The 8,952-nt window shown below is 55.8% G+C and carries 4 protein-coding genes and 1 pseudogene; all 5 read right to left on the bottom strand.

Features of this window, described 5'->3' with window-relative positions; genetic code table 11:
- Window positions 1-290: 290 nt before the first annotated feature.
- Window positions 291-674, bottom strand: a pseudogene (locus IKE44_RS03805) (RpnC/YadD family protein); the annotation flags it as partial.
- Window positions 675-723: 49 nt separating this feature from the next.
- On the bottom strand, window positions 724-1,944 hold the full coding sequence (locus IKE44_RS03800) for a TIGR02679 family protein (RefSeq protein WP_033016650.1): 1,221 nt from the start codon (window positions 1,942-1,944) through the stop codon (window positions 724-726).
- Window positions 1,941-6,062 (bottom strand): TIGR02680 family protein, encoded by a 4,122-nt coding sequence (locus IKE44_RS03795; RefSeq protein ID WP_287465046.1) that lies wholly within the window; start codon window positions 6,060-6,062, stop codon window positions 1,941-1,943. Before IKE44_RS03795 ends, IKE44_RS03800 begins: the two co-directional genes overlap by 4 nt.
- A complete protein-coding gene (locus IKE44_RS03790; protein ID WP_049624943.1) occupies window positions 6,022-7,218 on the bottom strand; it encodes a TIGR02678 family protein in 1,197 nt (398 codons plus the stop codon). The genes IKE44_RS03795 and IKE44_RS03790 overlap by 41 nt, the downstream gene beginning before the upstream one ends.
- Window positions 7,219-7,220: 2 nt before the next feature.
- Complete coding sequence (locus tag IKE44_RS03785; RefSeq protein ID WP_287465044.1) at window positions 7,221-8,711, bottom strand: TIGR02677 family protein; 1,491 nt, start codon at window positions 8,709-8,711, stop codon at window positions 7,221-7,223.
- Window positions 8,712-8,952: the final 241 nt, after the last annotated feature.

The raw sequence follows: 8,952 nt of genomic DNA, 5'->3' as shown, positions 1-8,952 counted from the left end.
CCTGCCTTCCTTTATGACGCTGCAAAGCAAGATATTCCCATTGATGTGATCAAAAAACAGCTCCGTATCGCGTAAGGGGTACCCTGTTTGTCTCTCTAACCATGGAAATTATTGTAATGAAAAATGCTCATCTACAGTTAACTCTTCATGTTGCATGTATATAGATTATACCACAGCGATAATCTCAGGGGAACTATGACAAACGCATAAAACCATTGTCGTCGATCCCCCGGGGTTTTGGCACGATTGGAGGTCGACGACAATGTGGGGCTTGACGGCGAAGGACCATCTCACCCCTTCATCCTTTCAATCTTCTCCATCGGCAGTCCGGTCGGTTCGTGGATCGTGTCGACATCGTATCCTTTCGCCAGCATTCTCTTCACCACGTCGAGCTTCCCTTCCTCGATCCCTTCTTGGCGTCCTTGCTTCATCCCTTGCTTTAACCCCTGTTCGATTCCTTGTTGGATTCCCTTTTCCATCCCCCGCTGTTCGTATGAGACGATGAGCTCCATCACACGCTTTGCTTCCTTCGTTTCCATTTGGCTCCCCTCGTGTCGCCGTTTTGCTTCCTCCTCTTCAGATCGCCGCAAATACGTCTCGAAAAAACCGAACAACAGCCGCTGTTTCGCTTCATCCAATTCGAGACGGACGAGCATGCGCAAAAATTCCTTTTGGAGAAGGAGACCCGATCGCTCCGGGCTCCTTCTCTGGCTCGTGGATGGACTACCCGTTGATATCCTCTGTCAGCCTCCCGATAATTGCCTCTTGATACCCCGCTTTTTTCGTTTCCGCCATCTCCTCTTTCAGCGGCTGCAGCGGCGTCGACGTTACGGATGCGAGCTTGGCGAGGCGCTCGGGGGTGAGGTCGACGACAGGGTTGGCGGCCCTATAATCCTCGACGGAAAAGCGCCAAAGGGTGACGGCCTGTCCATACCGCTCCTGCAGCCGCTCTGCCATGGCCAATCCTTCTGGGTCGAAGTCGCCGGAGTAATACAGCTTGGCGCCTGAAGAGGCGAGAAGATCGAGCAGCTTCATCGTCGCCACGTTCATTTGCCCGTTCGTGCTGACAAGCGGGGCGCGGGTGTCAAGCAGCGTCGAAAAGACGCCCGCGTTTTCGACAATGTACACCGTCCCCCCATGGGCAGGGCGGGCGCGGACAAGCGACAGCACATCTCTAAGCGGCATGTTCAGCGCTGTGTTCGCCTCCCAGGCAGCGGAGAAAACAGGATGCGGTCCGTCCTTGGTTTCAGCAAGAATGTTGGCGCATGTGACAAAGTTCAGGATATCCTCACGGAGCAAGCCGACGGACTGGAGCAACTCGTTGACGCTCTCTACAGATGCCATGTCCCAATCCCCGGGCACGGTCGCTTGCAACGCCGAAAGCAACAATCTCCCCGGTAGCGTGGACAAATCGAACGCATGCGGGTCGCCCGCCACTTGCTGGGCAAAGAGCGGGAGGCGCATGTATGACGGGAGCGGGAGGCGGCCCAAAGCCGCGCTGACAAGGCGGATGGCCTCCTCCAGGCTGCGGCGGTCGGTTTCGTACGCCGTTTGGACGAAGCGCTGAGGGCGGACCGACTCAACCCAATGATGCTCCTCGGTCAGACGCGCAAAAAAACGATCCCGTTCCTCTTCCTCCGCCTGGCGCCGTTCTTTGTTTGAGACAAGCGGGGCGCCGAAGTACTGTTCAAGCAGCTCGACAAGCCCAACGCCCGCAAACCTCGTCTGTCCGAGCTGTTTTTCAAACGCGATAAGGGAGACGCGGGAGACGTCTTTGCCGAAAAAGGCGGCCACCGCCTCCCGCTCTTCATCGGTGAACACCTCTAAAGACACCGCGCCGCCGACGCGGCCGAGCGACTCGTACTTGCGTTTCATTTCGGCAAACAGCCGCTTGAAGCCCGGTTCGGATCGGAAAAAGGCAGCCGCCTCCTTGGCCGTGCTCACGTTTCGATCATCTCCCATTCTTTGTCATCGACCATGAGCTGTTTGACGCGCCCGTTCCAACGGTAATGAATGACGGTCACAAACGACGCATTGCGCGGGCGGACGAGTTCGCAAATGGACAACGCGGGCACGGTGTCGTAGTCGCCCCAAAGCGCCTGCGAGTTCATGATGTAGTTAAAGCCGAGCTGTTCGACAAGTCCGAACAGGTTGCGGATGTTGTTTTCATCGACGCCGGCGAACGCCTCGTCGAGCGAAATGATGTACGGGGCATCATCGCCCGCTTCTTGGTAGCGCGAATACGCCGCGGCGAAAAGGGGAATGTACATCGCCATCGCCTTTTCCCCACCGCTGAATTGGTAAAAGCGGTGGTTCGTCAGCTCGCGTTTCGGCTCGTTTGTTTTTTCATAGTACAAAGTGAAGGAAAACCATTTCCGATAGTCGAGCACTTCTTTAATGATTTGATGGAGCGTGCTGCCTTGGCCGCGCTCTTCAAGCAATTCGCGGGCGCGGGCGATTTTCGAGCGGAAATGGTTCGTCACTCGCTGTAAATCTTCCTCTCTAAGCAGCCGCGGATCAAGCCGCAACAGGCGCACCAATTCTTTCGTATCGAGCTCCGCTTCCGTCTCCGCCGTTTTTGGCTTCCATTGAATGGACAGCACAAGCCCTGATGATGTGTCGAGGCCGCCCATCAGCTTGTTCATCTCATTCACCCACCGTTCGGCGCGCTGGATGCGGCTGCGCAAAATGCGGCCGACTGATTTTAAGATGACGTCCTCATACAGCTCGCGGTCTTGTTCTTTCATATACTCGTGCTGCAAGACGATGTCGCGCTCCACTTCCGCCAGCACCGCAAACGGCGTGGCGCGCTCGCCTTTGTAGTCGAGGTAAATGACGTGCCGTTCTTGTTTCTCCCGCCAGTCCGCGGCTTTCATGGCCATCTCATCGTCTGGGGCAGCGGCGGTCCATTCGGGCTTCGTTTGTTCTTCCAGCGGCTCGAAGGACGCCCGGTATTCGGTCAAGTTGGACGACTCTTGGAAAAAGACGGTGTTCAGCCGCGCCAGAAGCGAGGAACGCGTCTCTTTTAACACTGCTTCGTACCGTTGTTTCGCTTCTTTCGCCTGCTCCAGGAGGGATCGGGAACGATCAAGATCCACAAGCCCAAGCGCCGCTTCACGGGCAAACGACTTTTCCCACATCGCGGCGAGCTCGCGGGCGAACGCTTCCCGCTGCGCCCCTTTTTCCCGCTCTTCGACTAAGCGCATGAGCCGCTGTTCCGTCCGCGCCCGTTCGTTGACAAGGCGCGGAATTTCTTGGCGCAAAAACGCCAATCGTTCTTGAATGCGGGCGATTTCGGCGCGAATGTCATCCGCCCCCATTTGCGCGAGCGTCCGTTCCATCTCCGCGATTCGCAAGGCGAGCCGCTCGGTTTCATCCCGAAGCCGATTTCGTTCGCCTTTCGCTTCGTCGATCTCCGTTTCCAGCGCCGCGAACCGCTCGCGCTGTTGGGCGATCATCGCCTCGGTATGGCACGTTTCGCGGTAAAGCACTTCGAGTTCGTGCACATGGCGGACGTACGATTTCATGGCGAGCTGGGCTTGTTCACAACCGTCTAAAGTAAAGGCCAAATCGAGCTCGGCCGACTCGTCGTGGAGCTGTTGTTTGATTTGTTTCCATTCGCGCGCCAAGAGAGCGGCTTTTTCTTCTTGCCGCTTCCATTCCCGTTCTTTGCTTTCGGCTTGGCGGCGCGCTTCTTGCGCTTCGTCAAACGCGGTGCGCACATCGCGGTCCGATGGGAAGGACGCCAACCAGTCGGCGAGCGCTTGGATGGCCGCTTCCACCGCCTGATGCGCCCCGCGCAGACGGTCGATCTCTTGCCCCACAGCGGCGATCTCGGCTTCCAGCGCTGCGATGTTCTCAAGCCGCCACCGTTCGCGCGCCGCACGGCCAATGAACATCGCCTTCGATCTCCGCGGCGCATGGCCGCGGACAAGGCCGAGCGAATAGCGCCCCGTTTCATCGATCGTCATGCCGCCTTCTTGGTCGGCATCGGTGATGACGATGCTTCGGAGCACTTCGTCAATCCGCTCCATTGACACAGGGGCATTGGCATCTGGGCGCAAATAATCAGCAAGCGTGTGCGCCATATGGACCGGTTTCGGAATGAGCACACGGTCGCAGGCGACGTCGATCTCGCGAGCAGTAATGAGGGCGTCAAGCAGCCCCGCGTGTGAAAGCGCCGATTCGATTCGCTCGCGCACATCGTCAGGCACATCGTCGACAAATTCGACCGCGGCATAAAGCGGGACAAACGGAATGCCTTTCTCCTCCAGCGCCAACCGGGCGGCAGTGGTTTGTTCATCCCGTTCAGGCTCGGGGTCGCGTTGTTCCCGCCATTGACGCAGTTCGGCCTCGCGCTCTGCCCGTTTTTCTTCCAACATACGGATGTCATGCTCGAGCCGCCATTTCTCATCCTTTTTCTTGCCGACGGCATCGTAATACGCTTGTACGAATGGGCGCTTCAAATCATCGAGCGAATACTGTTCATAGAGGGCGCCCATTTGTTGCAAAAACGCCTGAATGTCCGTTTCGGAAACGTCGATTCCTCCCTGCTCGACCCAGGCAAGCACGGCTTGTTCAAACCGCTCTTTCTCCTCTTCGAACAGCTCTTCCCATTTCCATTGCTGGTGGCGCCATTCGTCCATTTCCCGCCGCCTTTCGCCCGCTTCGCTGCTCGCTTCTTCATAGCGTCGTTTCACCTCGTCATGCCTGCGCCAAAGACGCGCCAACTCCTCGAGCTGCTCGATATGGCGGTCGGCTTCCTGTTTCCACGCGGCAAACGAAAACTCTTGTTGCTTTTGGCGATGGCGGTGAAAATCGTCTTCGTTCGTTTCATGCAAGGAAAAGGATCCTTCGTCGGCATCCATACGCAGCTGCTCCAGCTCGTCTTCAAGCTTCCGCTCAAGGTCATCCAGCCGCGCTTCCGCTTCATCGAGGCGGCGGCGGTGCTGACGTTCCTGTCGTTCTTTTTCCGCAATCGTCTGCTCGTGCCGCTCCCGCCGTTCCTCTAGGCGCTGCCGTTCGGCTTTCAGCTGTTCATACTTTTCCGCCTGCTGGAACACTTCATGGCCAGCCAAGTCGATTTCGCGCGCTCGCAGCACGTCTTCTTCGCGGCCGAGGCGGGTGATGGACTCCTCAAGCTCATCAAGCGCCTTTCGCGTCTTTTCTTCTTCATCGTGAAGGCGTTGTTGCTCGGCGGCGAGCTGTTCGGCCTGCTTGACCGCTTTTACGTATTCTGCCGCCTTTTCGGCGATCATATATTCGTTGTACAGGCGGTATTGATCGCAAAGGCGCTTCAACGCCCGTTCGTCGCGTTCGAGCTGCTCAAGCTGCTGCTTGGCTTGGTCCATGTTTTCAATCGTTTCGGATAAATGGCGGAGCTCGTCATCGGTCAACGGAGGCAGCGAGCTTTCCAAAATCTCATAAATCACCGTCGGCTTAAAGTCTTTCGACAGCTTCGGGCTGCGCAGTTGAATGAGCAGTTCGATCAATTCTTGAAACGCCTCGAGCGATTCAAAGCGAAACACATGCTTATTGACGAGCTCCATATACTCTTTTTGCGTCTCGACGACCGTCCCGCCCGCACCGAGCAATGCGGCGAGCTCGCGTTTCGTCAGCGGGATTTTTTCACCTGTTTTTTCTTGTTTATACAACTGAAAGTCATAGCCGATGCGGCGGTTGTCGAACATGACAAACCCCCAAAAGTCGAGGCTTTTTTGCCGCTTTGCCCGCAGGCCGATGCCCGTTGTGACGTATTGGTCGGATGCTTTTCGTTTGTATTCCAAAAACAAATACCCCGTCCGCTCATCGCGATTGACGACGTCTTTTTCCCCAAGCAAGTAGTCTTCCATGCGCCGCGCCCGTGAGCCGAACGGATCGAGGCGATCGGGCGTCTTCTTGCCGTCTAAAAGCACCGGGATCAAGCTTTGCATCGTCACCGACTTGCCCGCCCCGTTGCTTCCCCGCAACAGCAGCTTGCCGTCAGCGAAATGAAAATACTGCTCGTCGTAATACCAAAAATTAATCAGCCCCGCACGATGAAGCACCCATGGATTCGCCATGTTCTCCTCCCTCTTTCGCGTCAAAATCATCTGGATACCGTCCCGACACCCGCCCGAGGAGGGGGTAAAGGACGATCATTCCGGTGTCGTGCTCCACATCGGCCATGCGCCATTCGTTGAGCGCCGCAAGCACTTCGCGGACAAGCTCGGCAGCCGACATGTCGCGGTACGTTTTCCCCCACCCCGCCCCGTAACGGCGGCGGCAATCGGCAAGCCAGGCGGAAAATTGTTCAGACGTCAACCGGATGCGGCCGTATTCATCCGGTGGATATTCCCCAAGCCGCTCGCGCACCAAGGCGGCAAAATGAAGGATGATCTCCGACGTTCCTTTCTGATCAGGAAATACGGTGTACGGCGCCTGCCGCTCAGGCAACATCAACATGGCGGCGTTTTTGTACAACTCGTACCGAAACGGCGTATGCGCTTCGATGTCATCGCGCAGCCGATGGCGGAAGTTGCGCAAGTAGTAAAAATCTTGCTCGTCCCCTTCTGTCCGATGCACCGCCGGGGATAAAAACAGCTTTCGATACAGGCGATGGCGCCGATAATCTTGCGGCGAGGCTTTCCACTCCTCGGCGAGCAATTCGTCGATCGATTCATATTGCAACAAATCTTTCGGATGCGTACGCATAAAATAGCGGGCGAGCACCGGCACTTCGTACAGCGCTTCTTCCTCCACATGCTGGGCGAACGCTTCAATCTCCCCATCCATCCGGCGGACAAGACCGATTTGTTCCGCCGTTTTCAACACGCGGATGAGCGCGCGCCGATGCGCGTAGTTCGTCCAATCGACTGGTAGATCCCCCGGGTACATGGCGCGAATTTCTTCGCATACGTCAGAAAGCAAAAACTTGTCCTCCACCGCCTTGCCTTCCAAATACGCCATCAAGCAGCAAAACAGCGCATAATCGAGCGGCTCTTGAAACGACTCGATGCCCATCCACGGCTCGGGATCGGCGGGAATTTTCTCGAGCTTGGCGAAATAGCGGTGGACGATGAGTCGATACCCAAACTTCTCCTCCACATACCGTTTCAACACATGTTCACGCTCGCGGACGAGCTGGTACAAATCCGGCTCTTGGTCGCGAATGATCCAAAACTGCTCAAACAGCGCGGCGAGCGCTTCTTTCGCCTTGTCGTCAAACGCCGTTTCCATCCTCACTCACCTCCCGAAAGCACATGAATTTCGTAGTTCGGCATCACGAGTTCCCCATCTTCTGCACGAAGGCAAATCGTCCCCTCTTTGTTCACCACTTTGACCACCCACCCGTTTTCCGTCTTCATTGCTTGCCCCTCGCGCCCCATCGCCTTGGCGATCCAACCGAGCAGCGTTTTTCGTACATATGGAGTCACCTCGGGAAGGTCAGCCAGCACGATTTTTCCATCGGTCACAAGCTGTCTGAGCGCCGCTTCCTCGCGCTCTTTTTCTTCCAAATAGCGAAGGCGCGCTTCTTCTTTCTCCCGTTCTTTGTCTTCAATCGCCTGCGGCTTTTTCTTTTCCCCGTAATGGCGGACGCGCGGCTTCGTCACCCACTCGGCTGGCGGCTCGTCCCATACGTCGCGGTATATGTTGTCGGTCGCCTCCGCATCAGCGACGAGATGTTTCGTATGGAAGCAGCCGAATACGACCGCTGACAGGCAGTGCGCCTCTTCAATCGATTCAAGGCGGGAAAACCAGCGCGCCAAATGCAAGTAGTCGCCTTTGCGGCTGCGAAAATGATGATGCCGCTCGCCAAGCCGCTGCACGACGCGCGTCAGACGGCGAATCGCCTCATTTGTCTGGTATTGCAAAAACGAAAGCTCGCTCTCGCGCCCGTTGCGGCCTAAAAACCATTCACACAAGCTGCGCCACGTCTCCCATTTTTCTTCAATCTGCACAGCGCGCGGCGGCGGTGCATCGGCAAAGCGCGGGATCGACCGCTCATAGTCGACGACATGCCCGATGAACTGCCGAACCCCTTCTTCCGGCAGATCTTCAAGCAATTGTTCAATCCGCATCGACGTTTTTTGCAAGGCGACGATAAAATCGCGCAAGTACGCCGTAAACTGCTCTTTATAGACGAGAAACGACTCGGACGTCATCCGCTCTTCCACGTTTTCGCTATGTAAATAGGCCATATAGTCTGCGGAATTTTGGATGATTTTCTTGAAATAATCGAACGTCTCTTCCCATACTTGGTACATTTCATCTCTCTGTTCCTGAAACCCGGAGGCGATGATCGCCTCGATGCGGGAAAGGGAAGCATACAAGCGGTCAAACCGCGTTTTCTCAAGCGATCCTCCGAACGAATCCCCAAGCTGCTCAAGCGTGCGGATCATCCGCTCGATCTCCACCGTGTACGGACTGCATTGGTAGCGGAATCGCTTTTTCTTAAACTCTTCAATCGTCCGCACGTGGGACGTCTCTTGACGGGCGATCAAGTTGTTCCATTTCACGAGCTGGTCGAGGTCTTGCTGCAAGTCATCTTCTGTGTAATCGGCAAACTCCTCGTGCTGCTTTAAAAAAGCGTACACTTCTTCTGGAAACAAATATTGGCGCATCCGCTCGTGCTGAATATAGAAATAGCGCAAAATCGCACGGTAGCGGTGCGCGTTTTCGGTCGATAAATATTTGGTTTCGACAATGGGTTTGAGCCATGTGGCATCCATCTCCGTCCACCTTCGCTTCGGTTTTTTCCTACTGTTTATTGTAACGATTTTCTCCGCTCTTTTTCTAGCAAAAACCGTTTTCCTAGTGTGAGTAAAATATTTGTGGGTGACATTCAGGAATGATTCCCCGACGAGGGTTGCGAACTTTTGTTCGCGACGCTCGTCGGGGCCACCAAGCGAAGCGCGGTAGAAAAAAGCAAATGTCATGCAAAAAGGACTCTCTCCCTGCTATGATGGTGAT

Origin of the sequence: Geobacillus sp. (assembly GCF_017515625.1) — a bacterium.
GTDB lineage: Bacteria > Bacillota > Bacilli > Bacillales > Anoxybacillaceae > Geobacillus > Geobacillus stearothermophilus.
This window is presented reverse-complemented; position numbering and strand designations above follow the sequence as displayed.